The following is an 18,269-nucleotide window of genomic DNA, read 5'->3' on the forward strand; positions in this document are numbered from 1 at the left end:
GGAAGGGAGCGCCGAACCCATGGGATTCGCAGACCAGCGCTTCAACGTCAACCTGTCGATCCTCTTCACGGAACTCCCGCTCCTGGAGCGCCCCGCGGCCGCCGCCGCGGCGGGCTTCACGGCGGTCGAGCTGTGGTGGCCCTGGGTCGACTCCCCCACCCCCGAGCAGTCCGAGCTCGACGCCCTGAAGAAGGCGATCGAGGACGCGGGCGTCCAGCTGACGGGCCTGAACTTCTACGCCGGGCAGCTGCCGGGCCCGGACCGGGGCGCACTGTCGATCCCCGGCGCGGAGTCGGAGAAGTTCCGCGCCAACATCGACGTGGCGGCGGACTTCGCCCAGTCGCTCGGCTGCAAGGCCCTCAACGCCCTGTACGGCAACCGAGTCGAGGGCGTGGACCCGGCCGAGCAGGACGCGCTCGCACTGGAGAACCTGGTCCTCGCGGCCCGGGCGGCCGATCGGATCGGCGCGATCCTGCTGATCGAGACCCTCAACCAGCCGGAGTCCCCGCGCTACCCGCTGGTGACCGCCCCGGCCGGCGTCGACGTCGTCGACAAGGTCAACGAGGCGACCGGCCTCGGCAACGCCAAGTTCCTCATGGACCTCTACCACCTGTCCATGAACGGCGAGGACCTGCCGTCGGTGATCGAGCAGTACGCATCGAAGACCGGCCACGTGCAGATCGCCGACAACCCCGGCCGCGGCGCCCCGGGCACCGGCTCCCTCCCCCTGGAGGACCTCCTCGACCAGCTGAAGAAGGCCGGATACGAGGGCTGGGTCGGTCTGGAGTACAAGCCGGGCGACCGCCCGAGCGCGGAGGCCTTCGACTGGCTGCCCGCCGGGGCCCGAGCCGCCCGCTGAGCGGCATTCCACAGACGTAGCAGAGAAGTCAGAGAGGCACCCTCATGAGCAACAACCTCCCCAAGGTGGCATGGATCGGTCTCGGCATCATGGGCTCCCCCATGTCGGAGAACCTGATCAAGGCCGGGTACGACGTCACCGGCTTCACGCTGGAGCAGGACAAGCTGGAGCGCCTGGCCGCCGCGGGCGGCACGGCCGCCGGTTCGATCGCCGAGGCCGTGCGCGACGCCGACGTCGTGGTCACGATGGTGCCCGCCTCCCCGCAGGTCGAGGCCATCGCATACGGCCCCGCCGGCATCCTGGAGAACGCGAAGTCCGGCGCGCTGCTGATCGACATGTCGTCGATCACCCCGCAGACCTCCGTGGACCTGGCGAAGGCGGCCAAGGACAAGGGCATTCGCGTCCTGGACGCCCCGGTGTCCGGCGGCGAGGCCGGCGCCATCGAGGCCGTGCTGTCCATCATGGTCGGTGGCGAGCAGGCCGACTTCGACGAGGCCGAGCCGATCTTCGAGGCGCTCGGCAAGACCATCGTGCTGTGCGGTCCGCACGGCTCGGGCCAGACCGTGAAGGCGGCCAACCAGCTGATCGTCGCCGTGAACATCCAGGCGTGCGCCGAGGCCGTGGTCTTCCTGGAGAAGTCGGGCGTGGACCTGAAGGCCGCGCTCGACGTCCTCAACGGCGGCCTCGCGGGCTCCACCGTGCTGACGCGCAAGAAGGACAACTTCCTGAACCGCGACTTCAAGCCGGGCTTCCGCATCGACCTGCACCACAAGGACATGGGCATCGTCACCGACGCCGCCCGCAATGTCGGTGCCGCGCTGCCGGTCGGCGCCGTGGTCGCCCAGCTCGTCGCCAGCCTGCGCGCGCAGGGCGACGGGGGCCTGGACCACTCCGCGCTGCTGCGCGCGGTCGAGCGCCTCTCCGGCGCCCAGATCTGAGCCCTCTCAGACTTCCGGGTCGCGGCGGCGCTGACACCTGTCCTGTCGCGCCCAGGCGCCGCCGCGGCCCGGATCCATCTTCAACAAACCGTTGACGGTCAGATCACCCCGAACCTAGGCTCCACCAAGCGGAGAGTCCACAAAGCGGAAGAAAGTTTCCGCTGACCCCGCTGCCCTCTCGTACGGAAGGTCCACGATGTCGAAGCGCGTGCTTACGGCGCGAACTCTCACAACGGAGTCCGGCGCCCCGGTCGCAGACAACCAGAATTCCGCCACCGCCGGCGTCGGTGGCCCGCTCCTCCTCCAGGACCAGCACCTCCTGGAGAAGCTCGCCCGGTTCAACCGCGAGCGCATCCCGGAGCGTGTGGTGCACGCGCGCGGCTCCGGCGCGTACGGCTACTTCGAGGTCACGGACGACGTCACCGGCTTCACGTACGCCGACTTCCTGAACACCGTCGGCAAGCGCACCGAGGTCTTCCTGCGCTTCTCCACGGTGGCCGACAACCTCGGCGGCGCGGACGCGGTCCGTGACCCCCGCGGCTTCGCGCTGAAGTTCTACACCGAAGAGGGCAACTACGACCTCGTCGGCAACAACACGCCGGTCTTCTTCATCAAGGACCCGATCAAGTTCCCCGACTTCATCCACTCCCAGAAGCGCGACCCGTTCACGGGCAAGCAGGAGCCGGACAACGTCTGGGACTTCTGGGCGCACGCCCCCGAGGCGACGCACCAGATCACCTGGCTGATGGGCGACCGCGGTATCCCGGCCTCCTACCGCCACATGAACGGCTACGGCTCGCACACCTACCAGTGGACGAACGCCGAGGGCGAGGCCTTCTTCGTCAAGTACCACTTCAAGACGAACCAGGGCATCCGCAGCCTCTCCACCGAGCAGGCGCAGGAGACCGCGGGCAAGGACCCGAACTCGCACCAGACCGACCTGCTGCAGGCCATCGAGCGGGGCGTGAACCCGTCCTGGACGCTGTACGTCCAGCTCATGCCGGCGGCGGAGGCGGCCGACTACCGCTTCAACCCCTTCGACCTCACCAAGGTGTGGCCGCACAGGGACTACCCGCTGCAGCGCGTGGGCCGCCTGGTCCTGGACCGCAACCCCGACAACGTCTTCGCCGAGGTCGAGCAGGCCGCCTTCTCCCCGAACAACTTCGTTCCGGGCATCGGCCCCTCCCCCGACAAGATGCTCCAGGGCCGCCTGTTCGCCTACGCGGACGCGCACCGCTACCGCCTGGGCGTCAACCACACCCAGCTCGCGGTGAACGCCCCCAGGGCGACGGTCGCGAACAACTACGGCCGCGACGGCTTCATGGCCTCGGGCGGCCAGGGCCGCCACGCCAAGAACTACGAGCCCAACTCCTACGACGGCCCGGCCGAGACCGGCCGCCCGCTGTCGGCGCCGCTCGCGATCGACGGCCACACCGGCACGCACGAGGCTCCCCTCCACACCAAGGACGACCACTTCTTCCAGGCGGGTGAGCTGTACCGCCTGATGTCGGCCGAGGAGCAGTCCCGGCTGATCGCCAACATCGCCGGCGGCCTCTCGCAGGTCTCCCGCGACGACGTGATCGAGAAGAACCTCGCTCACTTCCAAGCCGCCGACCCGGAGTACGGCAGGCGCGTGGAGGAGGCGGTCCGCGCCCTGCGCGAGGACTGAGCCTCAACTCAAGCCGCCCGCGACGGCGTTGGACCCGGATGAGGGGTGGTCCAACGGCTGTCCGGGCAGGACCGGGACCGCGGCGGCGTGCGAGCCAGTGCGGTGGTGAAGGTCTCGGGATCTCCTTCTCGACCTGAGGGAAGGAGACCCGGTTCCATCGCATCCGCCGCGGTCCCAGCCACACCCCCGAGGGGTGGCCCTCGCACTCCGTCCGGCGGCGCGAATGTCCTGTCGCGCCCAGCCTCGCACCGTCGGACGGTCACAACTTCACAGGTCATCGGCCCAGAGCGCCGGGTACGGACGGTCCCGTATCCGGCGCTCTGCCGTGCACTCCATGTGCGGATCGGGTGGTGCGCCAGGCGATTCGCCGTGTGCTCCGGGTGCGGATCGGGTCGCCACGCAGGAACCTGAGGACATGGACTATCCCAGCATCGTCGTGCACACCCCGGGTCTGGACGGGTCGCGGCGGGTGACCGCGGGGGACGAGACGCTCGGTATCGCGTATCACCTCGACGACGTCGTCGAGATCCTGCGCCGCGCCGATGTCGACCTCGACGAGATCGAGGTCGAGGAGAGCGACATCATCGACTGGCAGGGCGGCGGCCCCGACGACTGGCCCGGGCTGTCGGAACACCCGGCGCATCCGGCGCACTGAGGGCGCACGCCGCGCGCGCCGGGCGCATGCAACCGGACTCCGGGCGTACGCAACCGGACGTAGACGTTCTACGGAATCCTCAAATGAACCTCTGAACACGGCCCCAGGGGCTTCAACTCCCCCTGAATGAGGCAGATTCTCGGCACACGGGGCCCGCCGACACGGGGGCGGCGGGCCCCGAACGGGGGTACGGGGGGAGCACCATGGTCAGGAGCGCGGCGGTCGGGCTTGAGCCCCAGACCGTCGCGCTGCTGCGTGGCGGGCCCCGCGCCGCCGTGACGGTCGCCGTGCTCGCCCTGCATCTGCGCGGTGCCGCCGACGCCGGACGTCCGGGCACGATGCGCACTTCGGGGGCGTCCGCGGGGGCGGGCCTTCCGCTGGAGAAGGCGGTGCACGCCTCCCTCTACCGCCCGGCGGGAATGCGGGAGTTGCTGGAACGGCCCCGGGTGCGGCGCACGCTCGCGGAGTTGCGGACCGAGGCCGCCGCGGCCGGGCTGCTGCGCCGTTTCCCTCCCCACCGGACCCGCACCGCCCGGCGCGCCCTCAAGGAGCTTCGCGCCGGGCTCCCGCTGCCCGCCGAACGGGCCGGCCTGTCCACGGACGACCTCCTGCTCGCGGTCGCGCTGTACGGCGATGCCGCCCTGACCGTGCTGGCTCCGCGTTTCGCCAAGGCCGCCGGCCTCATCGGCCGCGGCGGTGTCGCGGAGCACGGGCAGTCCTGGGGCGGCGGGGGCGGCATCGGTTTCACCGACGACGGGGCCGGCTGGGGCGGAGGCGGCCCGCACTGACCGCCCGCGGATCCTTGAGGAACGGCAGGGTGTGGCGCAGGAAGAGATCCGGGCGCTCGTTGTACGGCTCGTGGGCCGTGGGCAGCAGCACGCTCAACGTCCGGACGGGCAGGTGGCGTTGGGCCCGGCGGCCGTCCAGGAACGCGGGGACGACCGGGTCGCGTCTCCCCCACAGCAACAGGATCGGCACGTCCAGGACGGCGGGGTCCGCCAGACCGAAGTCCGGGTCCGCGAACCCGCGCCAGATCGCGCAGTGCACAGCCAATCTCCGTACGTCCCCGGGTAGTCGCCGCGTTCTCTCGTACGTCGCCCGGGCACTCGATGTGCCCAGTCGGCCCAGGTAGGCACGGGCCAACGGGACGACGAGTCGGCGGGCGCGGGCGGGCCGGCCCATCACCTCGCGGCAGAACCAGCGGGTGAGGACGGTGCGCCGGGTGAAGCCGGCCGGGTCGACCAGGACGAGCGCCGTGATCGACCGCGCGTGCCGCCCTTCGGCGAGGCGACAGGCGACGTAGCCGCCGACGCTGTTGCCGAGCACGGAAACCTCGCGGACGCCCTCTTCGTCGGCGAGCGCGTCGAGGACCTGCTCTGCGGCCGCCACAAGCCGTTCAGGGGTCACCAGTCGGGGCTCGGACACCGTGGAGTCCCCGTAGCCGGGCCAGTCGGCCACGAACGTACGGTGGCGGTCCGCGAGGGCGGGCAGGACGGCGTCGTAGTCACGACCGTCCCCGGGGTTGGCGTGCAGGAGCAGCAGTGCGGGGGCGCCGGGAGCGCCGTAGCACCGTATGGCGATGTCGCCGAGAGGGGTGGGGACGGTCATCCGCATGGGGCGAGCATGCCGGATCCGCAGGTGCCTGTGAACAACGCGAAGGGGCGGCCCATCCCCCCGGATCGGGCCGCCCCTTGTCTGACATCAGCGTCAGCAGGCTGAGAGGTGGGTCAGACCTTCAGCGTCTTGATCGAGGTCGGGGCGTGGCCCGGCTCGGTCGCGATCTCCTCGAACTCCACGACGTTGCTGATGTCGTTCGTCTTGCTCATCGCGATGTTCGTGACACGCTCCAGGATCGCCTCGACGACGACCGGGACCTGGTACTCGGCGGCGAGCTTCTTGGCCTGTTCGAAGGCCGCGCCCAGCTCGCCGGGGTCGGTGACCCTGATCGCCTTGCAGCCGAGTCCCTCGACGACCTTGATGTGGTCGACGCCGTAGACGCCCAGCTCAGGAGAGTTGATGTTCTCGAACTCCAGGTTGACCTGGAAGTTGATGTCCAGACCGATCTGCGCCTGACGGATCAGGCCCAAGTAGGCGTTGTTCACCAGGACATGGACGTACGGGATCTTGTGCTGGGCGCCGACGGCCAGTTCCTCGATCATGAACTGGAAGTCGTAGTCACCGGAGAGCGCGACGACCGGGGTCTCCGGGTCGGCCTTGGCGACGCCGAGCGCGGCCGGGATCGTCCAGCCGAGCGGGCCCGCCTGACCGCAGTTGATCCAGTGGCGCGGCCGGTAGACGTGCAGCATCTGAGCGCCGGCGATCTGCGAGAGGCCGATGGTGGAGACGTACCGGGTCTCCGGGCCGAAGGCCTTGTTCATCTCCTCGTAGACGCGCTGCGGCTTGATCGGGATGTTGTCGAAGTGCGTACGGCGCTGGAGCGTCGCCTTCCGCTCCTGTGCGGAGGCGGCCCAGTCGCTGCGGTCCGGCAGCTTGCCGGCGGCCTTGAGCTCGCGCGCGACCTCGACGAACAGCTCCAGCGCGGCCTTGGCGTCGGAGGCGATTCCGTAGTCGGGCGCGAAGATCTTGCCGATCTGGGTGGGCTCGATGTCGACGTGGACGAACTTCCGTCCGGCCGTGTAGACGTCCAGCTTGCCGGTGTGGCGGTTCGCCCAGCGATTGCCGATGCCGAGGACGAAGTCGGACTCCAGGAAGGTCGCGTTGCCGTAGCGGTGCGAGGTCTGCAGGCCCACCATGCCGGCGTTCAGCTCGTGGTCGTCGGGGAGGATGCCCCAGCCCATCAGGGTCGGGACGACCGGAGTGCCCGTCAACTCGGCGAATTCGACGAGTAGTTCGGAGGCGTCGGCGTTGATGACGCCTCCGCCGGCGACGATCAGTGGACGCTCGGACTCGTTCAGGAGCGCGATCGCCTTCTCGACCTGGGCACGGGTCGCGGCGGGCTTGTAGGCCTGGAGCGGCTCGTACGTCTCCGGGTCGAACTCGATCTCGGCGAGCTGGACGTCGATGGGCAGGTCGATGAGGACCGGGCCGGGACGGCCGGAGCGCATCAGATGGAAGGCCTGCTGGAAGACGCCGGGGACCTGGGCGGGCTCCAGTACGGTGACGGCCATTTTCGTGACCGGCTTGGCGATCGAGGCGATGTCGACGGCCTGGAAGTCCTCTTTGTGGATCACGGCGGTCGGGGCCTGGCCCGTGATGCACAGGATCGGGATGGAGTCGCCGATCGCGGAGTAGAGGCCGGTGATCATGTCGGTGCCGGCCGGACCCGAGGTACCGATGCAGACGCCGATGTTGCCCGGATGGGTCCGGGTGTAGCCCTCCGCCATGTGCGAGGCACCCTCGACGTGTCGGGCGAGGGTGTGGTTGATCCCGCCGGACGCCTTCAGCGCCGCGTAGAAGGGGTTGATCGCCGCGCCCGGGACGCCGAACGCGTTGCTGACGCCCTCGCGCTTGAGGATCTCGACTGCCGCGCGGGCAGCGGTCATACGAGCCATGGAGTACTCCTGCTTCGGCTGTCGGATTCGCGCTCCCGTCGCGCCCCGCGGAGAGCTGTTGATTCCGTTGCGGTCCGCAGCGGCTTCCCTGACCCCCAAGGGCTTGGGATTCCGTATTGCGGAAACTAACTTCTACTATCTGGAAGCAATGTAAGCGGCCCGCGGAAAGCCGTCAAGAGCGGGCACTGCACTGGACCCGACCGTGGCTGTCGAACCGTTTCCCTGCCGGAGGGCCCCTGGCTGGAGGACGATGGGCACGCTGTCCCGACGTGACGTCCTGGAGTGGGCCATGGCCGAGAGCGTGCCGGTGCGGTGTCCGGCCTGCCGCCGCGAGCACCTCTACGCGGCGCCGTCGTATCCGTGCGTGTGCGGCGCGCCCGTGACGCCTCCGCTCGACCGCCTCACGGATCCGGCGCCCGTCACCCACCGAGTCTGGGACGAGGACTGGGTCACGGTCCGCTGCGAGGTCTGCGGCCGCGACAGTCAATGGCCCCACCCCGAGCTGGGGTGCCCCTGCGGAGCGACGCTGCGGATTCCGGTACGAAGGGTGCGAGGCGTACGGCGACGGCAGCGCGTGGAGCTCGCGCCCGGCGCGGCCGCCGACGCGCACCCCGACGGGACCAGGGAGTCCCGCGCGCGAACCGCCCCGGACTCCCGCCCGCACACGACCGACCACGAGGCCCACGTCACGGACGCACCGTCACAGGGCACGGAACAGGACAGGGAGAGGGAAGAACAGGACAGGGAAAGGGAGAGGGAGAGCGCGAGGGACCGGAGCAGAGGCGGGGCACCCCAGCGCCCGCCGCACGCCCCCTCGTCCGCGCCCCGCCCGGCGTTCCAGCCGGTCACCATCCGTACCGCACGGGACGCGGTCACGGCGGCCGCTCTGTATCTCCGCTGGCTCGGTTACCGGGACATCCGGCGGGCGGACCAGCGGCCGCCGTCCGGGATCGGGCTCGCCGCCCGCGGCATCCTCGCTCAGGTGGACCCCACGGTCCGCCCGGCCTCGCTCCGCGACGTGGAGTGTCTGTGGCTGACGGCCATGACGGAGTCGGCGGGGTGCGTGTACTTCTCCCTCGCGGGCTACGCCGACGACGCCCGCGTTCGCGCCGACGCCCTCGGTGTCCCCCTCTTCGTCCTCGACCTCACGGGCACCCCGCAACCGGTGAACCGCCCGGCCGACGAACTCATCGCCACCGCGGGCTGACCACCGGCACAATCGACGCATGCGCATCCGCCGCGCGGCCCTCGACGAGCTCCCCGCCCTTCAGGACATCGAGCGTGCCGCGGGCGGCCCCTTCCGGGAGCTGGGCATGGCCGACATCGCCGACGACGAGCCGCCCGCCCTGGACCTGCTGGACGCCTACCGGCGAGCGGGACGCGCCTGGGTCGCCGTGGGCGAGGAGGACCGCCCCCGGGCCTACCTGATCGCCGAGCCGGTGGATGGCGCGCTCCACATCGAGCAGATCTCGGTCCATCCGGGCGCCGCCCACCGGGGCGTGGGCCGGGCTCTCCTCGCGTACGCCGCCGACCGCGCACGGGAGGAGGGCCTGACCGGTCTCACGCTGACCACCTTCGCGGAGGTCCCGTGGAACGCTCCGTACTACCTCCGCATCGGGTTCCACGTCCTGGAAGAAGCCGAACTCACCCCCGGCCTGCGGACGATCCGCGCCGCGGAGGCCGGGCACGGCCTCGACCGATGGCCACGCGTCTGCATGCGCAGAGCCCTCGACGGGCCCTAGGCCCTGTCGTCAAATTCCCGTCTGCCCCGCGACGCCATGCACGCACTCTCGCCGCACCGGGCATAGACCCAAGTACATCCAGTACAAGGGCCTGTGCCCGGCACGCCGAGAGCACGCACCTGACGCCGCAGGGCCCGCCCTCCGGGCGGACGACGGGAATTTGACGACAGGACCTAGGGGGGCTTCTGATGGATCTCCGCGGCGTCGCGACGCCCGGCACGCCGAGAGCACGCACCGAACGCCGCTCCTTCTTCCACGGAGATCCATCAGAAACCCCCTAGTCGGCGTACGTCTCGCGCAGCTCGATCTTCCGTACCTTCCCCGAGACCGTCATCGGGAAGGACTCAAGGATCCGCAGCCGGCTGGGAATCTTGTAGTGCGCCAGCTGTCCCTCGCAGAAGGCCCGCAGCTGCTCCAGGGTCAACGGGTCGGCCGGGTCGCGCGGGATGACGCAGGCGAGCACCTCCTCGCCGTAGCGCTCGTGGGGTACGCCGACCACCTGGACGTCGGCGATCTTCGGGTGGGCGTACAGGAACTCCTCGATCTCGCGCGGGTAGATGTTCTCGCCGCCCCGGATGATCATGTCCTTGATACGTCCGACGATCTCGACGTAGCCGTCCTCGCGCATCATGGCCAGGTCGCCCGTGTGCATCCAGCGGCCGGGGTCGATGGCCTCGGCGGTCTTCTCGGGCTCGTTCCAGTAGCCGAGCATCACGCTGTAGCCGCGGGTGCACAGCTCACCGGCGGTGCCGCGCGGCTGGGTCACGCCGTCCACCGGATCGACGACCTTCACCTCGATGTGCGGGAGAACCCGGCCGACGGTGCCCGTACGGTGTTCGAGGTCGTCGTCCATCCGCGTCTGCAAGGACACGGGTGAGGTCTCGGTCATGCCGTAGCAGATGGACACCTCCTCCATGTGCATCTCGGCGACGACCCGCTTCATCACCTCGACCGGGCAGGGCGAGCCCGCCATGATGCCGGTGCGCAGGCAGGACAGGTCGTACGTCGCGAAGTCGGGGAGGTTCAACTCCGCGATGAACATGGTGGGGACGCCGTACAGCGACGTACAGCGCTCCTGCTGGACGGCCTTCAGCGTGGCCGCCGGGTCGAAGGACGGAGCGGGGATCACGATGCACGCGCCGTGCGAGGTGGCGCCGAGATTGCCCATGACCATGCCGAAGCAGTGGTAGAAGGGCACGGGCAGACAGACCCGGTCCTGCTCGGTGTAGCCGACCGTACGGCCCACCCAGTAGCCGTTGTTGAGGATGTTGTGGTGGGAGAGCGTGGCCCCCTTCGGGAAGCCCGTGGTGCCCGAGGTGTACTGGATGTTGACCGGGTCGTCACAGCTCAACTCTGCCGCTGCCACGGCCAGTTGCTGAGGGTCGACGGATGCGGCGCCCGCCGTCAGGGCGTCCCACGACGGGTCGCCGATGTACACCGTGTCCCGCAGCTCCGGGCACTTCTCCCGGACCTGGTTGACCAGGGCCCGGTAGTCGCTGCCCTTGTGCTCCTGCGAGGCGATCAGGACCGAGATCCCCGCCTGTCGCAGCACGTACTCCAACTCGTGTGCGCGATAGGCGGGGTTGATGTTCACCATGATCGCGCCGATCCGGGCGGTCGCGTACTGGACGAGCACCCACTCGGGGCAGTTGATCGCCCAGATACCGACGCGGTCGCCCTTCAGCACACCCTTCGCGAGCAGCCCGCGCGCCACCTCGTCCACCGCGGCCCCGAACTCGGCGTAGGTCCAACGGCGGCCGGACGGCACGTCCACCAACGCGTCACGTGCGGGGTACGCGGCGATCGCCCGGTCCAGGTTGGCCCCGACCGTGTCGCCGAGGAGCGGTGTCGTGCTCGTGCCGTGGGCGTACGACAGTTCGGTCACCGGAAGTCCTCCTCGCGGTACTCCGCCTCCGAGCCCGCGGCCGTGGCCTCGCGCAGCTCGATCCGGCGGATCTTGCCGGACACCGTCTTGGGAAGTGCGCCGAACTCCAGTCGGCGGACGCGCTTGTACGGCGCGAGGACCGTGCGGGAGTGCTCGAAGAGCACCTTGGCGGTGTCGGGTCCCGGCTCATAACCGTCCGCGAGGACGATGTACGCCTTCGGCACGGCAAGCCGCACTTCGTCGGGGGCCGGGACCACGGCGGCCTCCGCGACGGCCTCGTGCTCCAGCAGCGCGCTCTCCAGCTCGAAGGGCGAGATCTTGTAGTCGCTGGCCTTGAACACGTCGTCGGCACGGCCCACGTACGTGATGTAACCGTCGGCGTCGCGCGAGCCGATGTCGCCGGTGCGGTAGTAGCCGCCCGCCATCGCCTCCGCCGTGCGGTCGGCGTCGCCGTGGTAGCCGGTCATCAGGCCCACGGGGTGCGTCGACAGGTCGAGCGAGATCTCGCCCTCGTCCGCGCCCGGCGCGCCGGACACCGGGTCGAGCAGTTCGACACGGAAGCCGGGGCTCGGCCGCCCCATGGAACCCGTCTTGAGCTGCTGCCCCGGGCTGTTGGAGACCTGCACGGCCGTCTCGGTCTGCCCGAAGCCGTCCCGGATGGTGACGCCCCAGGCGCGCCGCACCTGCTCGATGACCTCGGGATTGAGCGGCTCCCCGGCCGCCACGGCCTCGCGCGGCGGCGTCCGCAGCTGCGTCAGATCGGCCTGGATGAGCATCCGCCACACAGTGGGCGGGGCGCAGAACGTCGTCACGCCCGCCCGGTCCATCTCCGCCATCAGCCGGCCCGCGTCGAAGCGCGTGTAGTTGTGGAGGAAGACGGTGGCCTCCGCGTTCCAGGGCGCGAAGAGGTTGGACCAGGCGTGCTTGGCCCAGCCGGGCGAGGAGATGTTCAGATGCACGTCACCGGGCTTGAGGCCGATCCAGTACATGGTCGCCAGATGGCCGATCGGATACGAGACATGCGTGTGCTCGACCAGCTTGGGGCGGGCCGTGGTGCCCGAGGTGAAGTAGAGCATCAGCGGGTCGTCCGCTCGGGTGGGACCGTCCGGCTCGAAGGGCGCGTCGGCGGTGTACGTCTCCTCGTACGACCGCCATCCGGGCCGCGCACCGCCGACCGCGATCCGGGTGTAGCCGCCCGGCACCTCGTCGAACTTCTCGGCGTCCTCGGAGCGGACGACGACGTGCCGGACGCGGCCACGCTCGACGCGATCGCGCAGATCGGCGGGGCCGAGCAACGGGGTGGCCGGGATGACGACGGCGCGCAGCTTCATCGCGGCGAGGGCCGTCTCCCACAGCTCGACCTGGTTGCCGAGCATGACGAGGATGCGGTCCTCGGCGCCCACGTTCTGTGCGCGCAGCCAGTTGGCCACCTGGTTCGAGCGCTCGGACATCTCGGCGAAGGTGACCTCGGTGCGCTCGCCGTCCTCCTCGACGATGTGCAGGGCGGTGCGGTCGTTGCCCCGCGCGATGACGTCGAACCAGTCGAGTGCCCAGTTGAAGTACTCCGGGCGGGGCCAGCCGAAACCCTCGTAGGCCGCCGTGTAGTCCTCGCGGTGCTCCAACAGGAAGTCCCGCGCGGCCCGGAACTCGTCCGTCGCGCTCGTCGTCGTCATGTGTTCTCCTCGTTGCCGGACAGCCGCATACCATCGTGTATTCCGTGATGCAGGTCTCACCACCCCCGAACGGGGGTGCGCCGCGATGAAGGGGCGATCAGGTGGCAGCAGACACAGCCGAGGCGGTGGAGATGCGCGGCGCGCTGGTACGCCTGCGGCGCGCGACGGGACTGCCGGTCGCCTTCGGCGGCCTGGTCGAGGCCGGCCGCCAGCAGGTACGCATCAGCGAACTCAGCGGTACGGCGACGGCCGCGCTCAGCGCGCTCGCCGTCTCCTCGGGCAACGGCCTCGGCGGCAAGGCGGTGGCCCTCGCCCGGCCGTGCGCCGTCACCGACTACTCGGCCTCACGCCAGATCAGCCATGAGTACGACGTGGCGGTCGCCACCGAGGGGCTGTGTTCCGTGCTGGCCGTGCCCGTTGTCGTACGCCGACGGGTGCGCGGTGTGTTGTACGGCGCCCTGCGGACGGCCCAGCCGCTGGGTGACCGCACGCTCGGCGCGGCCGTCGCGGCGGCCCGGGACGTGGAGCAGGCGCTGGTCGTGCGGGACGAGGCACGGGACCTGTTGGCCACCGCGCGGGAGCCCGAGCCGACAGTGGGGGGTGCCGCGTGGGAGGAGGTGCGCGAGGCGCACGGGGCGCTGCGGGCGCTGGCACCGCGGATCCTCGACCCGGAGTTGCGGGCCGAACTCCTCTCCGTGTGCGGTCGGCTCGCCGAGGCGGGGCCGGGGCTCGGCGCGGGGCCTGGGCTCGGCGCGCGTCACGTTCGCCTCGCGCCGCGTGAGGTGGATGTGCTCGCCTGTGTCGCGGGCGGGGCGACCAACTCCGTTGCCGCCGAGCGGCTGGGGCTCCGTCCCGAGACCGTGAAGGGGTACCTGCGGTCGGCCATGCGGAAGCTGGGGGCGCACACCCGGTTGGAGGCGGTTGTCGCCGCGCGGCGGGCGGGGGTGTTGCCGTAGGCCCGGCGAGCTCTGCCGCTCCGCACCCGCGGCCTTGCCCGCACCCCCGACCTGGCTCGCACCCCCGGCCTGGCCCACACCACAGGCCTGGCCCACACCACAGGCCTTGCCCACATCGCAGGCCTTGCCCACATCGCAGGCCTTTCTCTGCCGCTCCGCGGCGGTTTCCCACCCGCCTGCGCTTTTCAGCCGCTCCGCGACCCCTGTGCCCTTTTGACCGCTCCGCGGTCCCGGAACCGGCCCTTCCGCGACTCCCCTGGCGTTTTTCCATTCAATCCGGCGCGCCTTGAAATACCTTATGCGCACCCCCTGTTATTTCCCTCACCACCCCGACAGTCCGAAATTCAAAGAGACATTGCCTAACATTGGCCCGGACACGACACGAGGGGAGCGGTGACCGTGCGAGGGGACTTCAAGGAGCCTGCGAGACCCCGCCCCGACCTGGTCATCGGCCGGGAGGAGCTCTTCGCGGGAGCGCGCGAGCAGCTCTCCGGCGGGGGCAGCGTGCTGGTGCACGGCCCCGCGGGAATTGGAAAGTCGACCATCCTGCGGGCGCTGGCCGCGGAATGCGCCGAATCGGCACGAACCGTGTTGCGCTGCTCCGCCACCGAGTCCGAATCCCACCTCCCCTTCCTCGCTCTGGCCGACCTCCTCGGCCTGGTCGTGGACGAGGTCTCCGACCGGCTGCCCGCCCCGCAGCGCACCGCCCTGGAATCGGCGCTCACCGGCCGCGGCGAATCCATCCTCCAGCGCGACGGTCTGGCGCTGCGGCTCGCGGTGCTGTCGGTGTTCCGGGCGCTGGCCGCCCAGGGCCCCGTACTGATCGTCGCCGACGACCTGCAGTGGCTGGACCCGGCCAGCGCCGAACTGCTCGGCTTCGCCGCCCGCCGGCTCGGCGGCATGCCCGTACGGATGCTGTGCGCCGTACGCACCGACACCGAACCGCAGGGCCAACAGCACGATCTCCATCTACGCGCGTCCCCGCCGGACACCCTGGCCGTGCGGGTCAACCCGCTCTCCCGCACCCAGGTGGCCGCGCTCCTCCACCACCGTGGCTGCACCGGCCTGCCCCGCTCCACGGTGCGGGACATCCACCGCACCAGCGGCGGCAACCCCCTGTTCGCGCTGGAGTTGGGCCGCGCCCTCGCCGAGTCCGCGACCCCGCCGAGCCCGGGCGAGCCGCTTCCCGTGCCGACCTCGCTGCGCGCGCTCGTGCTCAACCGCCTGGAGATGCTGTCCGCCGAGGCCCGCCGCACACTGCTCGTGGCGAGCGCGGGGGCGCGTCCCACGCTGGCGCTGCTGCACGCGGCCGGTCGCGTGAACGCCGAGGCGGAGACGGCATCGGCCGCGGCGCTCGGGCTGCTCGCCACGGAGCGCGAAACACCCGGCATCCGGTTCGCGCATCCCCTCGTCTCGGCCGCCCTGTACGCGGAGGCGAGTGCCCAGGAGCGGCGCGCCGCGCACGCCGCGCTGTCCACGGCGGCCTCCGATCCCATCGAGCGGGCCCGGCATCTCGCGCTGGCCACCACCGGAACGGATCCACGGGTCGCCGCCCGGCTCGGCGAGGCCGCGGCCGCCGCCCGGGACCGCGGCGCGCCCTCGGTCGCCGCGGGGCTCGGGCTGCTCGCGGCCCGGCACACTCCTCTCGACACCGTGCCCGGCCCGGACGAACGGCGACTGGTGGCCGCCGAGGACGCGCTGACGGCCGGTGAGACGGACCTCGCGCGGGACATCGCGCGTCAGGTGCTCGCCCGGGCCACCGAACCGGCGGACCGGGTGCGGGCCTGGATGGTCGTCATCGACGCCGCCGGGCAGGCCATGGCCGAGATCGACGCCGTCTTCCCGCATGCACTCGCCGACGCGGGAGACGATCCGCGGCTGCTCGCCCTCGTCCGCTACCAACTGGCCTGGCGGGCCCTGCTCATGGACGGCGAGATGGCCAAGGCCCGCGAGGAGGCCGCCTGTGCCGCGGGGCTCGCCGCCCGTGCCGGGGACCGGCCCACCGAACTCCTCGCGCTGGGCTTCCAGGCGCAGATGGAGACCCTGATGGGGCACCCGGACGCCCCGGCGACCATTCAGCGGGCGATGCGCGAGCCGCAGGACCCCCGGGTGGCGTGCGACCACAACGGCGCCGGTGCCGCCCGCTTCCGCTGGCTGATCATGGGCGACCAGCTCGCCGAGGCCCGTACGACCATCACGGCACTGCTGCACGAGGTGCAGCGGCGCGGGATGGTCGAGAGCGAGGTGCACTTCCTGCGCGGGCTCGCCGAGACCGAGCTGCGCTCCGGGCACTGCGGCCGGGCACTCGACCTGGCCCGCGAGAGCCTGCGGCTCGCTCGCGACACGGGGATCGGCGAGGCGGCCACCGCCATGTTCACCTCGCTCGCCGAGGCCGCGGGCGGCGACGTGGACCGCGCGCTCGCGCTCGCCCGGGAGGCCGTGGACCGTGCCGAGGAGGACGGCGACCTGATCTACCTCTCGCGCGCCCTGGGCGCCCTCGGGCATGCCCAGCTGGTCGCCGGGGACGCTGCGGCCGCGGTCCAGTCCCTGCGCCGCGTACGGGAGTTGGAGGAGGGGCTCGGCGTCGTCGATCCCGCCCGCGGGCGCTGGCACGGCGACCTCGCCGAGGCGCTGGTCCGGATCGGCGAACCGTCGGAGGCGCAGGACGTCATCGACGTCACCCGGGAACAGGCCCTGCGGCTGGAACGCGAGAGTGTGCTGGCCGTCCTCGACCGCGCCGAGGCTCTCGTACGCGCCGCACGCGGGGAACAGGGCGCCGCCGAGCGCCAGTTGACGTCCGCGCAGGACCGCCTCGGCAAGCTGGGCTACGGCTTGGAGGAGGCCCGTGCCGCCTATGCCCTCGCGGGCCTGCGCACCCTCCCCCAAGCGCTCGGCTTCGCTCGGGCAGGGGGGACCTCCATGCCCGGCCCCACCGCGTACGACGAGGCGACCCGCCTCTTCCGTCGCTGCCGCGCCCTGCCCTGGCTCCGCCAGGTCGAGTCCGCGTCCACCGTCCACCCGGCGTCACCTCCCCTCGCCTCCGCCGCCCTCGACACGCTCGCCGCGACCGAACGGCAGGTCGCCGCCCTCGTCATGGAGGGCGCCACCAATCGCGAGATCGCCGCGCGCCTGTTCATCAGCGTGAAGACGGTGGAGGCGACACTCACGCGGGTGTACCGGAAGTTGGGCATCCGATCGAGGGTGGACATAGTGCGGCTGGCGGCGGAGCGCAGGACCGGCTGAGCCCTGTCCCGAAGCGCCGGGACCGACTCCAGCACATTCGGCCCCCAGGACGGACGGGACCAACCGGACGCCACCGTACGCCAAACCTCGCCCCGCGCGGCCGAGGGTTTTCCCTGCCTCAACTCCCCTAGGGGGTTCCCTCATTGGGAGGAGCGACCCTCCGCTTCTAGCTTGGGAGCAGTGCCGCTCGCTCGGGCACACGGGGCCCCACCACCGGCACCGTGCATCACCCCCCACACCCGCGCGTCCCCCCACCGGCCTACCTCCGAGGAGACCCATGTTCGGACTCAACCGCGTCAAGAAAACCGCCGCCGTCGGCGTGGCCACCGCTGCCGCCGCCGCGACCGCGCTGCTCGGCGCCCCCTCCGCCGCGGCCGCGCCCCAGCCGATCGTCGGCGGCTCGACGACCACGACGACCGCGTACCCGTTCATGATGCAGATCACGGACGCGTCCGGAAACCAGTTCTGCGGCGGCACCCTGGTCGCGGCCAAGAAGGTCGTCACCGCCGCCCACTGCATGGTCGGCGAGACCACCAGCAGCGTCCGCGTGGTGGGCGGCAGAACGTATCTCAACGGCACGAACGGCACCGTCAGCAAGGTCAGCAAGATCTGGGTCGACCCCGGCTACACGGACGCCACCAACGGCGACGACGTGGCCGTACTGACCCTGTCGACGTCGATGTCGTACACCCCGGCGTCGTACGTCTCCTCCTCGGACACCGGCGTGTACGCGGCCGGCACCACCGCCCGCATCCTCGGCTGGGGCACCACCTCGGCGAGCGGCAACTCCTCCAACCAGCTGCGCACCGCGACCGTCCCGATCGTGTCCAACTCCAGCTGCGCGAACTCCTACGGCTCCGACTTCGTGGCCTCCGACATGGTCTGCGCCGGATACACCTCCGGCGGCGTCGACACCTGCCAGGGCGACAGCGGCGGCCCGCTGCTCATCGGCGGCGTCCTGGCGGGCATCACCTCCTGGGGCGAGGGCTGCGCAGAGGCCGGCTACCCGGGCGTCTACACCCGCCTCACGGCCTTCTCCAGCCTGGTGACCGCGCAGGTCAACTCGTAGTCATCCAAGAACTCCTGAGCACCCCTCAGGTGAATGCCAGGGGGCGTTGCGGGCCTCCACGAGCGGCC

Annotated in this window: 14 protein-coding genes; 10 read left to right on the plus strand and 4 right to left on the minus strand. The window is 71.1% G+C overall.

The genetic code is table 11. From position 1 onward, the window contains the following. The first annotated feature begins 19 nt into the window (after positions 1-19). From IEY95_RS43455 to IEY95_RS43475, 5 genes are all read left to right on the plus strand, one after another. Entirely contained in the window at positions 20-859 is an 840-nt protein-coding gene (locus IEY95_RS43455; protein WP_189191797.1) for a TIM barrel protein, read from the plus strand. A 44-nt stretch (positions 860-903) separates the two neighbouring features. Beyond that, positions 904-1,797, plus strand: coding sequence for a 2-hydroxy-3-oxopropionate reductase (locus IEY95_RS43460; RefSeq protein ID WP_189191798.1), 894 nt, complete (start codon positions 904-906; stop codon positions 1,795-1,797). A gap of 196 nt (positions 1,798-1,993) precedes the next feature. After that, positions 1,994-3,466, plus strand: a complete 1,473-nt coding sequence (locus IEY95_RS43465) for a catalase (RefSeq protein WP_189191799.1) — start codon at positions 1,994-1,996, stop codon at positions 3,464-3,466. Positions 3,467-3,881: 415 nt separating this feature from the next. Then, positions 3,882-4,121 carry a hypothetical protein gene (locus IEY95_RS43470; RefSeq protein WP_189191800.1) on the plus strand — a complete coding sequence of 80 codons (240 nt, stop codon included), beginning with the start codon at positions 3,882-3,884 and terminating at the stop codon, positions 4,119-4,121. 203 nt (positions 4,122-4,324) lie between these two features. Then, the gene (locus IEY95_RS43475) at positions 4,325-4,909 is read left to right on the plus strand and encodes a TIGR04222 domain-containing membrane protein (RefSeq protein WP_189191801.1); all 585 of its coding nucleotides are present in this window, start codon (positions 4,325-4,327) and stop codon (positions 4,907-4,909) included. Here the strand turns inward: IEY95_RS43475 and IEY95_RS43480 are convergent. After that, positions 4,866-5,735: an alpha/beta fold hydrolase gene (locus IEY95_RS43480; protein WP_189191802.1), complete on the minus strand. Its 870-nt coding sequence runs from the start codon at positions 5,733-5,735 to the stop codon at positions 4,866-4,868. The genes IEY95_RS43475 and IEY95_RS43480 overlap by 44 nt on opposite strands. 113 nt (positions 5,736-5,848) lie before the next feature. Further along, complete coding sequence (gcl, locus tag IEY95_RS43485) at positions 5,849-7,633, minus strand: glyoxylate carboligase (RefSeq protein WP_189191803.1); 1,785 nt, start codon at positions 7,631-7,633, stop codon at positions 5,849-5,851. 250 nt (positions 7,634-7,883) lie between these two features. On the opposite strand from gcl, the gene IEY95_RS43490 reads away from it, so the two are divergent. Both IEY95_RS43490 and IEY95_RS43495 read left to right on the plus strand, forming a co-directional pair. Continuing rightward, positions 7,884-8,840 (plus strand): hypothetical protein, encoded by a 957-nt coding sequence (locus IEY95_RS43490; RefSeq protein ID WP_444544772.1) that lies wholly within the window; start codon positions 7,884-7,886, stop codon positions 8,838-8,840. Positions 8,841-8,859: 19 nt separating this feature from the next. Then, entirely contained in the window at positions 8,860-9,375 is a 516-nt protein-coding gene (locus IEY95_RS43495) for a GNAT family N-acetyltransferase (RefSeq protein ID WP_189191804.1), read from the plus strand. 277 nt (positions 9,376-9,652) lie between these two features. Here the strand turns inward: IEY95_RS43495 and IEY95_RS43500 are convergent, their stop codons facing one another. Together IEY95_RS43500 and IEY95_RS43505 are read right to left on the minus strand one after the other, a co-directional pair. Then, positions 9,653-11,260: an AMP-binding protein gene (locus IEY95_RS43500; protein WP_189191805.1), complete on the minus strand. Its 1,608-nt coding sequence runs from the start codon at positions 11,258-11,260 to the stop codon at positions 9,653-9,655. Further along, the gene (locus tag IEY95_RS43505) at positions 11,257-12,933 is read right to left on the minus strand and encodes an AMP-binding protein (protein ID WP_189191806.1); all 1,677 of its coding nucleotides are present in this window, start codon (positions 12,931-12,933) and stop codon (positions 11,257-11,259) included. The genes IEY95_RS43500 and IEY95_RS43505 overlap by 4 nt, the downstream gene beginning before the upstream one ends. A 101-nt stretch (positions 12,934-13,034) precedes the next feature. Here IEY95_RS43505 and IEY95_RS43510 point away from each other — a divergent pair, with 101 nt between their 5' ends. The 3 genes from IEY95_RS43510 to IEY95_RS43520 all read left to right on the plus strand — a co-directional run bounded on the left by IEY95_RS43510 (position 13,035) and on the right by IEY95_RS43520 (position 18,201). Next, the gene (locus tag IEY95_RS43510) at positions 13,035-13,889 is read left to right on the plus strand and encodes a helix-turn-helix transcriptional regulator (RefSeq protein ID WP_189191807.1); all 855 of its coding nucleotides are present in this window, start codon (positions 13,035-13,037) and stop codon (positions 13,887-13,889) included. A 393-nt stretch (positions 13,890-14,282) separates the two neighbouring features. After that, entirely contained in the window at positions 14,283-17,132 is a 2,850-nt protein-coding gene (locus tag IEY95_RS43515) for a helix-turn-helix transcriptional regulator (protein WP_189191808.1), read from the plus strand. A 277-nt stretch (positions 17,133-17,409) separates the two neighbouring features. Then, positions 17,410-18,201 carry a S1 family peptidase gene (locus tag IEY95_RS43520; protein ID WP_189191809.1) on the plus strand — a complete coding sequence of 264 codons (792 nt, stop codon included), beginning with the start codon at positions 17,410-17,412 and terminating at the stop codon, positions 18,199-18,201. Positions 18,202-18,269 lie beyond the last annotated feature (68 nt).

This window comes from Streptomyces albiflavescens (assembly GCF_014645835.1).
GTDB lineage: Bacteria > Actinomycetota > Actinomycetes > Streptomycetales > Streptomycetaceae > Streptomyces > Streptomyces albiflavescens.

Bases quoted from the DNA above. Each gene is read 5' to 3' on its own strand.
- IEY95_RS43475 (WP_189191801.1), top strand. From the start codon at position 4,325: ATGGTCAGGAGCGCGGCGGTCGGGCTTGAGCCCCAGACCGTCGCGCTG.
- IEY95_RS43465 (WP_189191799.1), top strand. From the start codon at position 1,994: ATGTCGAAGCGCGTGCTTACGGCGCGAACTCTCACAACGGAGTCCGGC.
- IEY95_RS43495 (WP_189191804.1), top strand. From the start codon at position 8,860: ATGCGCATCCGCCGCGCGGCCCTCGACGAGCTCCCCGCCCTTCAGGAC.
- IEY95_RS43460 (WP_189191798.1), top strand. From the start codon at position 904: ATGAGCAACAACCTCCCCAAGGTGGCATGGATCGGTCTCGGCATCATG.
- IEY95_RS43470 (WP_189191800.1), top strand. From the start codon at position 3,882: ATGGACTATCCCAGCATCGTCGTGCACACCCCGGGTCTGGACGGGTCG.
- IEY95_RS43480 (WP_189191802.1), bottom strand. From the start codon at position 5,735: ATGCGGATGACCGTCCCCACCCCTCTCGGCGACATCGCCATACGGTGC.
- IEY95_RS43455 (WP_189191797.1), top strand. From the start codon at position 20: ATGGGATTCGCAGACCAGCGCTTCAACGTCAACCTGTCGATCCTCTTC.
- IEY95_RS43505 (WP_189191806.1), bottom strand. From the start codon at position 12,933: ATGACGACGACGAGCGCGACGGACGAGTTCCGGGCCGCGCGGGACTTC.
- IEY95_RS43520 (WP_189191809.1), top strand. From the start codon at position 17,410: ATGTTCGGACTCAACCGCGTCAAGAAAACCGCCGCCGTCGGCGTGGCC.
- gcl (WP_189191803.1), bottom strand. From the start codon at position 7,633: ATGGCTCGTATGACCGCTGCCCGCGCGGCAGTCGAGATCCTCAAGCGC.
- IEY95_RS43490 (WP_444544772.1), top strand. From the start codon at position 7,884: ATGGGCACGCTGTCCCGACGTGACGTCCTGGAGTGGGCCATGGCCGAG.